The sequence below is a fragment of the Apilactobacillus sp. EABW-1NA genome, from assembly GCF_030398685.1.
Classification (GTDB): domain Bacteria; phylum Bacillota; class Bacilli; order Lactobacillales; family Lactobacillaceae; genus Apilactobacillus; species Apilactobacillus waqarii.
Window position 1 is genome coordinate 118,839 of the sequence record NZ_JAPDKO010000002.1, and the last position, 14,197, is coordinate 133,035.

The following is a 14,197-nucleotide window of genomic DNA, read 5'->3' on the forward strand; positions in this document are numbered from 1 at the left end:
AGAAATGGATGTGTATTACATTATGAATAAAAAAGTTCTAGTTGGACTTGCCGGTGCATTACTAAGTGTTTCATTAGTTGCCTGTGGTGATAAGACTGTTGCCGTTACTAACGGTGGTAAGATTACCCAAAGCGAATACTACAGCAGCATGAAGAACACTTCAAACGGTAAACAAGTTCTACAACAAATGATTTTAGACAAGGTATTGAACAAGGAATATGGTAGCAAAGTTTCTTCATCAGAAGTAAACGCTCAATACAACCAATACAAGAGTCAATACGGTTCAGAATTTGAAACTTTACTTGAACAACAAGGTTTAACTACTACTAGTTTCAAGAACCAACTAAAATCTAACCTACTTCTAAAGGCAGCCGTTAGAGCTAACATTTCATACTCAACTGCTGACCTAAAGAAACAATTCAAGAGCTACCAACCAAAGGTTACTGTTAACGAAATTTTAGTATCTGACAAGAAGACTGCTGAAAAAGTTATTTCAGAACTTAAGGATGGTAAAAAGTTCTCAGATCTTGCTAAGAAGTACTCAAAAGACACTTCAAACAAAAACAAGTCAGGTCGTGTAACTCCATTTGATAACACTGACTCAAGCATCGATTCAGCATTTAGAAAAGCTGCTTACAAGCTATCAAACGGTGAATACACTAAGACACCTGTTAAGACTCAATACGGATACCAAATCATCCAAATGGTTAACCACCCTAAGAAGGGATCATACAGTGACCACATCAATGATTTAAAGGATCAAATTGCTACTTCTAAGTTAAGCGACAGCACTACTCTAAAGAGCGTTGTAACTAAGGTTCTTAAGAATGGTGGAGTTGAAATTAAGGATAAGGACTTACAAAACATCCTATCATCATACTTAACTAGCTCATCAAGCAGTAAATAATAGTTAAATAAAAAAGACTCCGGAATTTCCGGAGTCTTTTTTAGTATTCATTTAAATTTAGTACTGCCTTGTCATCTACTAGTTTTAAGATATCAGAATCACAAGTAACATAAATTACCTGCATTGATTCGCTGATATTATCTAATAGCTTAATTGCATTACCTGTTCGTTGTTGATCGAACTCAGTTAGTCCATCATCAATGATTAATGGCAAACGATAGTCTCTACCGAATACCACAGAAAGTGACAGAATCAACGCAAGATATAGTTGTTCAATTGTCCCTCTGGATAGTTCTCCAGCATCAAATTGAACCTTATCATCCCTAGTCACCTTTAACTTACTCTTGTAGTAAGTAATTCCCGTGTATCTATTATCGGTCAGAATTGCAAAGAATTCCTTTGCCTTGGATTCGAATAACGGAATTCTATCAGCAGTCGCAATGTTCAATGATTCATCAATCCAGGAATTAGCCAATTTCATGCTCATCCATTGATCAACCATTTCATTAATTTCTGCTTCTAAATTACTTTGTTTTTGCACTAGTTCATTGTAGGTTCCATCAGCAATCACATGTTTCAACTGAATGTTTAAGCTTTCTAATTGTTGGGATGCATCTAGTAATGATTGTTTTTCAGTAGTCATTTCTGCATCCGCTGCATTCAATTGATTCTCCAATTCAGTTACGTCATTAAAAGTATCTAAAGCCTTTATATCATCATCGGTAATTTGATCCTTAACATTTTGTAACTGGGCTGCTTTAATTGAATGATTTCTTTGTTGTTCCACAATCTCTTTAAATTCATCACCGTTATCAACTTTTCTAGTATTTAAGAATTCAGAGTAGTCCTTCTTATACTGGATTTGTTTATCGATTAATGATGATTTTTGTTGGAGATAGTTTTGCAATTGATTATTGTTTCGTAAATTAATCGCATTTTCTTCATTCATCTTATTTAGATAAGTACGAATTTGTGAAAGCTGATTATCAAATGAATCATTAATGTTAAGGCCACTATATACTCGTTGCCATTCAGCAAAGTATGCTTTTAGACCCTCATTTAGTTGATTCATTTCTTCTTCATACTTATCCTTTTGATTATTATCTTGAGTCTTACGAACTAAGTACTTTTGTTCTGATAACCAATCATCAACGTTTTCAGCATTAAAGGAATACTTATTACCATAATCTACTAATTGACTATTTAATGCGTCAAGTTTTTGATTAGAATGACTATCTTCATTTTTCTTAAACTTAACGGATCCGGTATAAATACCACTCAAGAGTAGCACAATAATCCCAACGAGTTTTAATGCTCCCGGTAGTACAGTAAGCATTGCGATTCCAATAACTACACCAATTAAACCAATGATAGAAAAACTATTAGATGGCTTTTGCTTTCTTGTTTGAATTTCAGCAAGTTGTTGTTTAATGCTTTCAATTTCAACGATATCATCCCTGCTAGCAACAACCTGTTGACTATCTTGGCGATCAATCTCGTTAATCATTGATTGGTTAACGCTTAACTGATTGATTTGTTCATTCACCTTGGAGAATGATTGAACCAGTTTATCAATTTCAGTCTTGTAATCATTGAACTTCTTCAAATCATCATCGTTGTTCATTGAGGCATTTAATTGGTTAATGGATTTTTCGATACTATCGATTTGTTGATTGATTAAAAATAGGTGGTTGGTTAATTCATTAAATTTTTTAACATCGTCATCAGCAAATCCATCTTTGAATTCAAATTTATCTTGTTTTAAAGATGAAAGTTGTTGATAGACTGGCCAAACCTGTTTGAAATGATTTAACTGAGTTAGTTTCTTTTCTAACTCACTAACCTTTTGCTTAGATTGATTCATGGATGCTTCTAAAGAATTCTTTTGACTAATTAATTGGTTGTAGTCATTTAAACTATTCTTGCTTTCAGCAATCTTGTCCAATAAATCATCGTATTCTTTAAGCTTTTGATTCAAAGGTGGCTTACGACCTGTTGGCGCGTATAATTCCTTTGCTTCTTTATCAAACTTATCTCTTAGCTCTAACCATTGGTCACTTCCAACAAACCCAACCTTTTGAATGCGACTAACTAATTCATTTTTACTCAACTTAGAAATTTGCTTAATATCTAAATCTCCGAAATAAAATAGTTGTTCGAAGGTATCTCGATCAATGGGACCTAAAATCTTTTCTAGAATTTCATTTGAGGTTTGCATATCATTACCAATATCGTAAACTGATAATTCTCCACCATGAGTTCCGGAAATTCTAGTTAGAATAAAGTGACGATTGTCATCGGTGGTGATTGTTAGTTTACCACCATATGATTTAGTGTCTCGTGGAATATATTGTTCATATGCACTTCCACGTCCATCGACATAACCAAACAAAATTCCTTCAATCAGGCTAAGCAAAGTTGTTTTCCCTGCTTCATTGTTACCAAATATGATTTGTAGGTTGTCATCATTAAAATCAAAGGATACGTCGTGCCATTTTCCATAACCTAGCACTTCTAACTTATTAATCTTCATACGTATCCTCCTTTCCACCTAGCAGCTTCATTTTTGTTTGTTCCATCAAATCTTCTTTGGATTCATCCAAATGTTGAGCAATAAAATCATACTTACGTAATGATTTAGAAACGGAACTGATTTCATCTTCAGAGAACACCTTTTCCTGTGCCTCATCCCAAATGTCTTGGTCAATTGATGACATCTTTTGATCATCGCTCAATCTGACGTTAATTTCATAAATCCATGCATTTAATTGTTCATAGTCCTTACTCAACGCATTGGTAACTCGATATTCTAAGTCCTGTCTTTGACCATCAGAAATTGGGTTATTCAAGATGAGGTTCAAACTAATTAATTGCATATTTTCATACTTATGACCCATTAAAACTTGTAGGATATGATTTTTGGCACTTTCAACGTCAACAAAATCCATGCTTAAATCAAGTGTTAACCAATCGATTAATGATGTGGCGTGGAATTGTGCTTCCAACTTTCCACTTTCATCATCAACTAATAGGTATCCCTTATCGTCTGGTTCGTTTTTATGTCTTCCCTGAATATTACCAGAATAAAATACCAGTGGGTTTTCATTTAGTTGTTGACGTTTGTGAATATGACCTAATGCCCAATAGTCATATTTCTTGCTTATAAGGTCTTCTAACGAGAATGGAGCATAATGATCCCCTGTTTGTTCCAAACCACCGTGTAGCATCCCTATTTGCACGTCTACATCATTTTTCACTGGATATTCGTCAATTTTCTTGTCTGTAATCCATTTATTGGCATAACTAAAACCGGTAATGGCTATTTTTTTACCATCTAAAGTAAATGTTTTGGTTTCAACTTCGTTACCAAAGACATGAACGTTGTCAGGGAATGATACTGATTCTTTTTGCATATCAAAATAATCATGATTTCCATAAATCATGTATACGTCAATATTGTGTTCATTTAGCTTTTGCATTTGCGACTGAAAGAAATCATAAGTCTTAGGGGTTTGATTGTCTCGATCAAACAAGTCACCGGCCAACAATACGAAATCAACATCGTATTCAATGGCATCATTTACAATTCTTTCAAATGATTTAAAGGTAGAATCATATATTTGTTTCCATAATCCATTTGGAGTTTCATCATTCTTCAAACCCTTAAACGGACTCTCCAAATGTAAATCAGCGGCATGAATAAATTTCAATTTAACTACTCCTTTAACTAAAAACGTCGTATCACTTAATAACAATGATACGACGTTTTATATTAATTGGTCAATTTAGTCTCCAACAAATTTCTTGGCATCATTCCACCAATTACTTGCGTTCTTCTTTAAATTGTCCCAACCTTTTCCAAGACTCTTTGATACTTGGTTGGCACCGTCAGAAACACTATCCCAGAAACTAGAATCAGAAGAGCTGTTAGCCTTCTTTTCTTGTGAATCCATATAAGCGGCATCTTTAACACTAAAGTTATTGTTACCAGTAGTTGGTAAAATTTGTTGCAACTCGGTCTTAAACAATGGTCCTACCCCAGTTCCACTTAGGTTTTCCAAGTGATGCCCGGCGTTGGTATTATCAAAACCTTCCCAGGTAGCAACAACCACTTTTGGTGTGTATCCAATAATCCATTTATCTCTTGTAGCATCTGAGTCACCGGTGTTATCGGCTTCAGTACTACCAGTTTTTCCGGCAATTGAGTATCCACTTGGTTTAGCGGATGCCCCAGTACCGTTATCGAAGACACCTAGCATCATACTAGTCATCTTATTAGCGACATCTTTTGACATTACCTTCTTAGAAGTTACTGATTCATTATTAACAATTACATTTCCTGAAGAATCAACAATCTTTCTAATGTAATGAGGTGTAGTCATGTTACCTTCATTTGCAAACGCGGTATAAGCTCCTGCCATTTGTTGTGGTGATACACCCGTAGATAGACCACCTAAGGCTAATGCAAGGTTCTTGTCCTTCTTTTGAACAGGTAGACCAAATGACTTAACCGATTCATAACCCTTGTCGACACCAATCTTATGAAGCAACCATACAGCTGGTGCATTCATACTTTGCGCTAACGCGGTGTACATAGGAACAGTTCCTGTATATACGTTGTTGTAGTTTTCTGGTGTGTACTTGTTAGAACCATATGATGTCTTCTTATTTTGAAGCATGTCATTGTAGTTATAACCGTTTTCCAAAGCCGGTGTGTAAACAGCTAGTGGTTTAATGGTTGAACCTGGTTGACGTTTAATTTGAGTCGCACGGTTGTACCCACGGAATACGTGTTGACCACGTCCACCAACCACAGCAGTAACTCCACCGGTACTTGGATTCAACGCAATGGAAGCCGCTTGGACCTTAGTACCATCAGAAGCGTTGCTTGGGAAGTTACTATCGTTATCAAAATCATCTTGCATACTGTTTTGTTGATCTTGATTTAGCGTTGTATAAATCTTGTATCCTCTGTTCATGATGTCTGATTCGGACAATCCATACTTATTAATCGCTTCGTCAATCACAGCATCGAAGTAGTATGGGTACTTATAACCATCCTTGTATTGGTAGGTATTCTTTACTTGGATTGGTGTCTTCTTTAGCTTGTTTGCTTCTGATTGACTAATCTTATTGTTATCAGCCATCAATTGTAAAACAACGTTTCTTCTATCCAATGCTAACTTGGGGTGATCAACAGGATTGTATGCACTTGGATTAGTTAGCATTCCTGCAATCACAGCAGCATCTTGGACGGGTAAATCCTTAGCATCCATTCCAAAATAACGTCTTGATGCATCTTCAACACCATAGACACCATTTCCGAAGTATGAGTTATTCATGTACATAGTTAAAATTTGATTCTTGCTGTATACATTTTCAACTTGAATGGATAAGAATAGTTCTTTTAACTTTCTGCTGAAAGTTTGTTGTTGGGTTAAGTATGCATTCTTTACCAATTGTTGAGTAAGAGTACTTCCACCACCACTAATGTAGTCACGACGCATAATCTTGTTCTTGACCATTAATAGCATCGCACGGCCAAATCCCTTAACAGAAAAACCGTGTTCATTGTAGAAGTTTCTATCTTCAGTTGATAGGATTGCGTTTGGAATATTCGGTGAAATATCCTTAAATCCAACGTATGTTCCTTTTTGTGAATAGATTTTACCGGCTTTTTTATTATTACCATCGTAAATTACGGTAGATTGTTCCAAAGATGATTGCAGGTCTTGAACATGCGTGGTCTTTGCAACAAATGTGCAATAAGCACTCATTACAAAAAATAGTAATAAAAACATGACGATAATCCAACGAGTTAGTTGGTATCGGTGCCAAATCTTTTTAAAAGCACTTTTTGGTTTTTTATCATTTTTCATCTAGTATGATTACTCCTTCACTGATGATGATATTAATACTATTTTAACCCAAATCAACTCTAATTGGTAAAATAAAAAACAGATTTAACTAATTGTTAAACCTGTTTTCTTTAATTACATTTCGTCTGGAGCCTTAACACCAAGTAATCTTAGTGATTCTTTAAGAACGATTGATACTGATTTAACTAATGCTAAACGAGCATCTCTTTGTTCATCATCATCCAAAATCTTAGTGTGAGCGTAGTACTTGTTAAATGACTTAGCAAGTCTTAATGAGTACTTAGCGATAACTGAAGGTTCAAATTCATCACAAGCCATCTTAACTCTTGCTGGGAAGTCATTTAGTAACTTAATAACGTTCCATGATTCTGCATCGTTAAGCTTCTTGTCAACGTTTGAGAAGTCAATGTCACCGGCTTTACGTAAAATACTTTCGGCACGTGCACGAGCGTATTGTACGTATGGTCCAGTTTCACCTTCAAAACGTAGTTGATCTTCTAAGTTAAAGTCAATGTTGTTAATCTTTTCATTCTTCAAATCACCAAATACAATGGCACCAACACCAACTTCTTTAGCAACTTCTTCCTTGTTAGGAAGATCTGGGTTCTTTTCAGCAATTTGCTTCTTAGCAATTGCGATTGATTCGTTCAATACTTCGTCCAATAGGATGATACGACCTGAACGAGTTGATAGTTTCTTACCATTTACAGTAATTAGACCAAATGGGATGTGGTGTAAGTTCTTAGCTGAAGGAACACCCATTTCCATTAATACAGCCTTCAATTGCTTGAAATAGTATGTTTGTTCTGAACCAACAACGTATAGGTTCATAGCTGGATGATAAGTTTGGTCACGGTAAATTGCAGTCGCAATATCTCTGGTGATGTATAGTGAAGCACCATCACTCTTCAAGATTAATGCAGGGTTTAAATCATATTTTTGTAAATCAACGATTGTAGCACCTTGTGACTTACTTAATAGACCCTTTTCTTGTAGTGAATCAACAACATCTTGTAGCTTGTCATTGTAGAAAGCTTCACCATTGTAAGTATCAAAAGTAATACCTAACTTGTCGTAGATTTCACCAAAGGCTTCAAGTGATACTTCTCTAAACCATTTCCATAGTTTAGTTGCTTGTTCATCACCATTTTCAAGTTTTCTGAACCAATCTCTAGCAACATCGTCTAGTTCAGGTTGTTCCTTATCAATTTTGTGGAACTTAACGTAGTATTTAACTAAGTTATTGATAGGATCTTTTTTAACGTCTTCTTCGTTACCCCACATTAGGTATGCAGTGATTAACTTACCAAATTGAGTTCCCCAGTCACCCAAGTGGTTATCCTTAATTGGGTTGTAACCATTTTTACGTAGGATTTCGGCAACAGAATTACCAATAACAGTAGATCTTAAGTGACCCATTGAAATAGGCTTTGCAATATTTGGTGAAGACATATCAATGGTTACGTTACCACCCTTACCATCTTCGTTTTGACCATAATTTTCATTTTGGTCTAATACAGCTGATAGTACGTCTTCACTAAAGTTAGATTTGTCTAGGAAAAAGTTAACGTATGGTCCAGCAGCTTCAACATGGTCAAATGAACTTTGATCAATCTTTTCTACTACATCAGCAGCGATTTGTTGAGGTGCCTTTCTAAACTTTTTAGCTAAAATAAATGTAGGGAAAGCTAAATCACCCATTTTTGAATCTTTAGGTCTTTCAATTTTTGGTAGAATGTCTTCTACGGATAGTTCGTTGTCCAATGCTTGAGAAAGAGCATTAGCAACTAATTCTTTGTTTTCCATTATCCAAAACCTCCATAAATATATAAAAAGTCTCTTACAATATTAATAATTGTAAGAGACGGAATAACCCGCGGTACCACTCTATTTGATATAAAATATCCGCTTTATTATTTAATTAATCATAATTCTAAAAAGTGCGAATTCAACATACCCTAATCATCGGCTCTCACCAAATCCGATGTCGCTTGTTAATGGAATATGTCTACTAGTCTTTTATTATCGAACAGTATCTGTCGGTTTACGCGACAAAGCGGGTAACGGGAATCGGACCCGCGACCTGAGCTTGGGAAGCTCATATTTTACCACTAAACTATACCCGCAGATACAAAAATTATTATATCACACGTTACAATTTTTGGTAAGTTTGTTAAGCTGTTTTTTTCTTTGATGGTTTAGCAACTTTCTTGCTAACAACCGCACGCTTATTATATTCATTAACGACGATGCCATCTTCTTCATGGTGTTCATCGATAAAGACCATTACTGAATTTTCATATACTTTTTCAATTGTTCCAGCAAAGTCATGTTTTAAATAACCGAATCTAGGTGCAGAAACGTGGTCGCCAATTTGTAATTCTTTTGGTTCAGCCATCTTTTTGCCTCCTTAATAAAAAATAACGCGATATTGATAATATCAAAACGCGTTATTAATATCAAGGTATTTTTTTAGAAAATATTAATATCTCCTAATTGCTGATTAATCAGTAATTTCACGAGTTTTTTGATTAATATAATCTGCTGAAGCTTGAAGTTGTTTTTGTTCCTTTTCAGGAAGATCTAAATCGATTTGTTTTTCAATTCCATTTCTTCCAACAATTGCTGGATAAGATAGGTATGTACCGTATTCTTCGCGGTAATTTGATACAGCTAATTCTGTTTTAGCATCTTGTAAAACAATTTCAGCTAATTTAACAGCCGATGCTGAAATAGCAAAGTTAGTGTATCCCTTACCACTATGAACCGTAAATCCACCCATACGAGCATCATTATCGATCTCATCTAAATCAATATTATATTTTTCTGCGTAGTCGAAAATACTCTTATCAAATACTTGAACTGTTGACCATGCAGTAAATTGAGAATTACCGTGTTCACCCAGGTTGTAACCAATCACTGAACGAGGATCAATGTTAAGTTTTGCTGCGACTGCCCTCTTCATTCGAGCAGAATCTAGAAGTGTCCCTGTTCCAATAACACGTTCTTTGGCAAAACCAGTCTCGCGTTGATATAAGGAGGTAATGACATCGTTTGGATTAGTAATTACAATAATAATCCCATGGAAACCTGACTCTTTAATTTGTTTTGCAACATCTTTAACTTCTTCAACGTTAGCTGTTAGCTCTGCAAAACGGTCATGTTTATCCTTATTAGCATTAATTAATTCCATGTGGCCAACCGCTGAAATAATAACGTCCGCATCAGCTAAACTTGCGTAGTTATTAACTTCAATGTTTGTATGGAACTTAAGATTAGACATTGCATCTCTAAAGTCTAATGCATCTGAATTCACCTTTGCATCGTTGTGATCAATCATGACCAAATCATCTGCAATTCCTGAAACGACAATATGGTGAGCAACTGCTGCACCAACGTTACCGTCTCCAATAATACCAATTTTTCTTGTCATAAAGCATACCTCCTTTAATGTTGTAGTTATTCTATCACTCTAATATTTTAATTCAAGTTTTATTATGATTATTTATGATAAAATAACTATCAGGAGGAGATATTATGTGGGCTAGCTTAACACTAATAATGTTATTTATTTATATAGCAGTAACCATAATTGGTATCACCAGGGTCTCTGTTAAGAGAGTCATCCAATGGTTAATTGCTAGTCGAGTAATATATATATTAATACTGATTACGCAAATCGTTATCACCATTCGAGTTTCGGATCATCGTTTCTACACCGCAATATTTGCTGATGTACTAGCCGTCCTACTTGGTGGTCTAACAGAATTAAACTATACAAACAAACAGCAAAATCATCTTATTAATTTCAATGTGATTGGCCTAATCATTGTCATCATCGCTTTGATTAGCATCACCATCTATAATGTAATATAAAAAAGACATCGAATTATTCGATGTCTTTTTCTCTATTTTTTAAAGCTAATTTAATTGAACGGTCAACTAAGACTGATTGAGCATCAATCACTGGGTAATTATGATCTGAAGCACGTTCTTCAGCCACAGATAATTCTGTGCAACCCAAAATAATTACGTCACAATCCATCTCGTTTTTCATTTCATCTAAGATGTGATGATATAGTTCTCTGTTAACTTTATTTTGTTCTTTGACATATTTATATATCAAATCCATTGTTTCTTCTTGAATATGCTCAGTCGGTTTTACAATTTTATAACCAGCGTTTTGCACTTCTGTATCGTAAATACCGTCAAAAATGGTTCCCTTGGTAGCAATCAAACCAATTCGTTTGGCATTAGGATACACATTACTGATTTCAGAAACGGCTTCTTTTGGCATATGCAAAATTGGCACGTTAGTTGCTGACTGTAATTCATCAAAGAAGAAATGAGCAGTATTACAAGGAATCACAAAGAAATCAGGATTTAATTGTGATTGTTGTTTAATATCTTCCTTTAATGGAATCAATGGGTTTGGTTTAGTATTGTCTAAAATATAATTGGTTCTGTCTGGGACAGTCGCATGATTTACAAGGATATAATTTAAATATTCCTGATCATTACTAGCTGGTGTTCGTTGATTCAATAAATGAATGTAACTTTCGGTAGCTTCTGTTCCCATTCCACCAATAATTGAAAAGAAATGTCTCATTTTATCATCCCTATTTTTCGCTAAAGTAACGTTTGAAATTCTTAGCATAGTTATGCTTAATCCAAACGTCTAATAACCAACGCTTAAAACTCTTGTCACGGTTATACCAGAAAGTAGTACCGTACTGGCCCTTCTTGATTAATTGAAGAGCGAATTCCTTGTCTGCGTTGTCCTTAGCATATTTCTTGAAGACTTGTTCGCCAACACCTAACCAAAGGTAACGATTGTCTTTGTTTTCGTTAGCGTATACAGTTTCCTTATCTGATAAGTCATCAAATGCGTAATCTCTAACAACCCAATCAGCTAAGTTGTAACCATTTAAACTAACGAAGAAACTACTTCTACCTTGTCTCAAGTTAATTTCAAATAATTTGAAAGTATTGTCTCGAGTATCATATTTCATATCAAAGTTAGCGTAACCAACATAGTTAATCTTTTCTAGGAATCCTTGAACCATTGAATATAGCTTTTCGTTATATTCTGGCAGGATAGCTACATAGTTACCAATGGCTGCTGGTGATGGATCTTCCAATAATGGATGACCTAAACACATCATCTTAACTTTGTGATTCTTATCAACGTAAGCATTTAAAGTACGCATGTTACTGTCATCACCAGGGATAAAGTCTTGAAGAATCAAATCAGAAGTATATCCATTGGTATAAATCTTTTCAATTATATCTTCAAATTCATCTTGTGATTCAATAATGAATGCTTTTTTTCTTCCTTCAAAGTGAACATCTAACCATTCAACACTGTTGGTAGGTTTTAATGCGACCGGGTAACCAAATGGTTGTTCAATCTTTTCATCACTTTCAAAGTCTTTCTTAGAAATAATCTTTGTCTTTGGATATGGCAAATCATATTCTTCACATAACTTATAGAAGTTTTCTTTACTGTTTAATTTCTTGATTAAGTCATAATCAACGTATGGGCAAACGAAAACGTCTTCTAGTTCGTCCTTATGTTTTGAAATTAATTCAGCATAACCATCACCACAGCCAATTAAGATAACTGGTTCTTCATGTGATGCGTATTCCTTCTTAAGATCTTTCATTGATTCAATCCATTTTGGATCTTCACTAAAGCCATCAATCAAAGTTAAATCAACAATTTTTGTAAAACGTGTAGGTGCAAGTGCTTGTTCAGCGTATGCCTTCACGGGTTTTCTGTATTTTTCGTATAATGAACGAGCCATTCCATAAGCATTGAAATCACTACCTAATAGAACAACTGTAAAATTAGATTCTAAATTACTCATTATCTATCCCTCTCAAAACATTTTGTACCACGACGGGATCTGTTTCGTATGGAGTATCTACGCCGTTGATTTTTTGGTAAGGATCTCTTCCTTTACCAGCAACTACTATCATAGCATTATTATCACCGGCATGAATAGCCTTTTTAATAGCCATTTTTCTGTCTAGTTCAATATGAACGTCAACTTTATCATGATTAATGTAAGAATCAATTTCGTTAATAATGTCTTTTGGATCTTCAAAAGCTGGATCATCAGAAGTTAAAAATGCGATATCTGCACTTTCGGTTAGAGCCTTTCCAAAACCTTCTCTACGATCTAATCCCTTATTACCAGGACTTCCTACTACCACGATTACCTTGCCATCAGGATTATTGCTCTTCAAGAAACCTAATAGTGCATGCATGCTGGCGTAGTTATGGGCATAATCAACGTAAATGGTACCGTTGTGCTTAGATTTGTATGATTCCATTCTTCCTGGAACAAATACATCCTTCAATCCCTTTTTGGCGTCGTCTGCACTAGCATTATCCAATGCAGAAGCGATAATTGCAGACATTGCATTAGCTTCGTTATAGTCTCCAACAACACCAATCTTGTAGTCATCTTCAACATCCATCTTCTTAGCTTTTTGGCTATTAGCAACTACTCTAATTTCATTGCTGTCGATTGTGTCTGAGATGCTTGAGAAATTGAAATCAATTTGTACGTCTTTAAATTCTTTTTTATCTCTACTGAATAGGTAAATTTTATCTGGATCAGTAGTTGCTTTAGCTGCTTCATAGACATCTAACATGTAATCTGTGTCCGCATCGATAATACAATGTGTGGAATTAACCATTAATTGTTCCTTGCAATGTAGATAGTCAGCAAATGTTGGATGTTCGTTTGGACCAATATGATCTGGTGAAATATTTAAGAAAATACCTACATCAAAATGAAGTCCATAGACTCTTAACTTTTTGTATGCTTGTGATGAAACTTCCATCACTAGACTAGTCATTCCATTATCCACTGCTTGTCTCATGTAGTTAAAAATATCTAATGATTCAGGAGTGGTTAAATGTGACTTGAATCGTTGTGATGGTTCATTTCCAACAACAGTATCAATTGTAGAAATCAATGCGGTTTTGTTGTCATTAGTGTTATCTAAAATACTCTTAGCAAAGTAAGAAGAGGTTGTCTTCCCCTTAGTCCCGGTATAAGCAATAACAAACAAATCATTTTGAGGGTAGCAGTAAAAGGCAGCGCCTACTAGAGACATTGCCTTTTGCACGTTATTCACAATGATTTGAGTTAAGCCATTACCTTCATCATACTTTTGTTCGGCAACATAACCAGTCGCACCCATTTCCTTAGCCATCGCTAGGTATTCGGGTTTGAAGTTACCTTTACAAAAGAACAATGTATTTGGTTTAACATTTCTGGAATCGTAAGTTACTTCATCAAATGAAACATCCTCACCTGATACAATTTCTTGTATTAGTCCATGTTCAGTTAATATTGTCTTTATTTCATCAATTCCAAGAGCCATTGTTTTTACT

At 35.0% G+C, this 14,197-nt stretch carries 11 protein-coding genes and 1 tRNA gene; 2 read left to right on the forward strand and 10 right to left on the reverse strand.

Going from position 1 to position 14,197, the window contains the following annotated elements; all coding sequences use genetic code 11:
• Positions 1-22: 22 nt before the first annotated feature.
• Positions 23-907 carry a peptidylprolyl isomerase gene (locus tag OEZ61_RS01025; protein ID WP_041152216.1) on the forward strand — a complete coding sequence of 295 codons (885 nt, stop codon included), beginning with the start codon at positions 23-25 and terminating at the stop codon, positions 905-907.
• Between the two features lie 40 nt (positions 908-947).
• Here OEZ61_RS01025 and OEZ61_RS01030 read toward each other — a convergent pair whose 3' ends face one another.
• From OEZ61_RS01030 to OEZ61_RS01060, 7 genes are all read right to left on the reverse strand, one after another.
• A complete protein-coding gene (locus tag OEZ61_RS01030; RefSeq protein WP_290046665.1) occupies positions 948-3,440 on the reverse strand; it encodes an AAA family ATPase in 2,493 nt (830 codons plus the stop codon).
• Positions 3,430-4,617, reverse strand: coding sequence for a DNA repair exonuclease (locus OEZ61_RS01035; protein ID WP_290046667.1), 1,188 nt, complete (start codon positions 4,615-4,617; stop codon positions 3,430-3,432). Before OEZ61_RS01035 ends, OEZ61_RS01030 begins: the two co-directional genes overlap by 11 nt.
• 75 nt (positions 4,618-4,692) lie before the next feature.
• Positions 4,693-6,786 (reverse strand): PBP1A family penicillin-binding protein, encoded by a 2,094-nt coding sequence (locus tag OEZ61_RS01040; RefSeq protein ID WP_057197737.1) that lies wholly within the window; start codon positions 6,784-6,786, stop codon positions 4,693-4,695.
• Positions 6,787-6,900: 114 nt separating this feature from the next.
• Positions 6,901-8,592 carry an arginine--tRNA ligase gene (gene argS / locus OEZ61_RS01045; RefSeq protein WP_290046669.1) on the reverse strand — a complete coding sequence of 564 codons (1,692 nt, stop codon included), beginning with the start codon at positions 8,590-8,592 and terminating at the stop codon, positions 6,901-6,903.
• Positions 8,593-8,841: 249 nt separating this feature from the next.
• Positions 8,842-8,912, reverse strand: a tRNA-Gly gene (locus OEZ61_RS01050).
• 47 nt (positions 8,913-8,959) lie between these two features.
• Positions 8,960-9,184, reverse strand: coding sequence for a hypothetical protein (locus OEZ61_RS01055; RefSeq protein ID WP_034531232.1), 225 nt, complete (start codon positions 9,182-9,184; stop codon positions 8,960-8,962).
• Between the two features lie 105 nt (positions 9,185-9,289).
• A complete protein-coding gene (locus OEZ61_RS01060; RefSeq protein WP_057197735.1) occupies positions 9,290-10,219 on the reverse strand; it encodes an L-lactate dehydrogenase in 930 nt (309 codons plus the stop codon).
• Between the two features lie 104 nt (positions 10,220-10,323).
• On the opposite strand from OEZ61_RS01060, the gene OEZ61_RS01065 reads away from it, so the two are divergent.
• On the forward strand, positions 10,324-10,662 hold the full coding sequence (locus OEZ61_RS01065) for a DUF1516 family protein (protein WP_057197732.1): 339 nt from the start codon (positions 10,324-10,326) through the stop codon (positions 10,660-10,662).
• Between the two features lie 13 nt (positions 10,663-10,675).
• On the opposite strand, the gene OEZ61_RS01070 is transcribed toward OEZ61_RS01065, so the two are convergent.
• From OEZ61_RS01070 to OEZ61_RS01080, 3 genes are read right to left on the reverse strand one after another with little or no spacing between them, the layout of a single operon-like run.
• Positions 10,676-11,395, reverse strand: a complete 720-nt coding sequence (locus OEZ61_RS01070; RefSeq protein WP_041152209.1) for an amino acid racemase — start codon at positions 11,393-11,395, stop codon at positions 10,676-10,678.
• Positions 11,396-11,405: 10 nt separating this feature from the next.
• A complete protein-coding gene (locus OEZ61_RS01075; protein WP_041152208.1) occupies positions 11,406-12,656 on the reverse strand; it encodes a carboxylate--amine ligase in 1,251 nt (416 codons plus the stop codon).
• Positions 12,649-14,187, reverse strand: a complete 1,539-nt coding sequence (locus OEZ61_RS01080; protein ID WP_263527702.1) for a UDP-N-acetylmuramoyl-L-alanyl-D-glutamate--2,6-diaminopimelate ligase — start codon at positions 14,185-14,187, stop codon at positions 12,649-12,651. Before OEZ61_RS01080 ends, OEZ61_RS01075 begins: the two co-directional genes overlap by 8 nt.
• Positions 14,188-14,197 lie beyond the last annotated feature (10 nt).

Coding starts and splice junctions, on each gene's coding strand:
- OEZ61_RS01075 (WP_041152208.1), bottom strand. CDS start 12,656: ATGAGTAATTTAGAATCTAATTTTACAGTTGTTCTATTAGGTAGTGAT.
- OEZ61_RS01030 (WP_290046665.1), bottom strand. CDS start 3,440: ATGAAGATTAATAAGTTAGAAGTGCTAGGTTATGGAAAATGGCACGAC.
- argS (WP_290046669.1), bottom strand. CDS start 8,592: ATGGAAAACAAAGAATTAGTTGCTAATGCTCTTTCTCAAGCATTGGAC.
- OEZ61_RS01060 (WP_057197735.1), bottom strand. CDS start 10,219: ATGACAAGAAAAATTGGTATTATTGGAGACGGTAACGTTGGTGCAGCA.
- OEZ61_RS01040 (WP_057197737.1), bottom strand. CDS start 6,786: ATGAAAAATGATAAAAAACCAAAAAGTGCTTTTAAAAAGATTTGGCAC.
- OEZ61_RS01065 (WP_057197732.1), top strand. CDS start 10,324: ATGTGGGCTAGCTTAACACTAATAATGTTATTTATTTATATAGCAGTA.
- OEZ61_RS01070 (WP_041152209.1), bottom strand. CDS start 11,395: ATGAGACATTTCTTTTCAATTATTGGTGGAATGGGAACAGAAGCTACC.
- OEZ61_RS01080 (WP_263527702.1), bottom strand. CDS start 14,187: ATGGCTCTTGGAATTGATGAAATAAAGACAATATTAACTGAACATGGA.
- OEZ61_RS01055 (WP_034531232.1), bottom strand. CDS start 9,184: ATGGCTGAACCAAAAGAATTACAAATTGGCGACCACGTTTCTGCACCT.
- OEZ61_RS01025 (WP_041152216.1), top strand. CDS start 23: ATGAATAAAAAAGTTCTAGTTGGACTTGCCGGTGCATTACTAAGTGTT.